This is a genomic window from Pseudoalteromonas sp. G5_S1_14_S5, assembly GCF_054968605.1.
In genome coordinates this window covers 1-265 of sequence record NZ_JBQKUM010000271.1, presented here as the reverse complement: position 1 = coordinate 265, position 265 = coordinate 1, and the positions used below count along the sequence as shown (strand labels likewise).

Below are 265 nucleotides of genomic sequence, written 5' to 3'. Positions count from 1 at the left end.
TAGCCTTTACCAGCAGCGACTTTTTGATAACAGACCAAGATGGCGACAGCTTAACCTCCATCACCATCACCAGCTTGCCTGATGCTTCTAAAGGCAAGTTACAGTTCAATGGCAATGACGTGAATGTGGACGACACAATCGATGAAGGTGACATTCAGTATTTAGCGTATGTGCCTGAGCAAAATGTGATTGATTCTGGCCAATTCACCTACACCGCAGAAGACAGAGCGAATGGTAATGACTCGCAGGATGCTACGATCACCAT

General features: G+C 46.0%; 1 protein-coding gene. It reads left to right on the top strand.

Annotation, left to right across the window (positions count from 1 at the left end):
- On the top strand, window positions 1-265 hold a 265-nt coding region (locus ACTRWI_RS22850; RefSeq protein WP_499133962.1), incomplete at both ends, for an Ig-like domain-containing protein.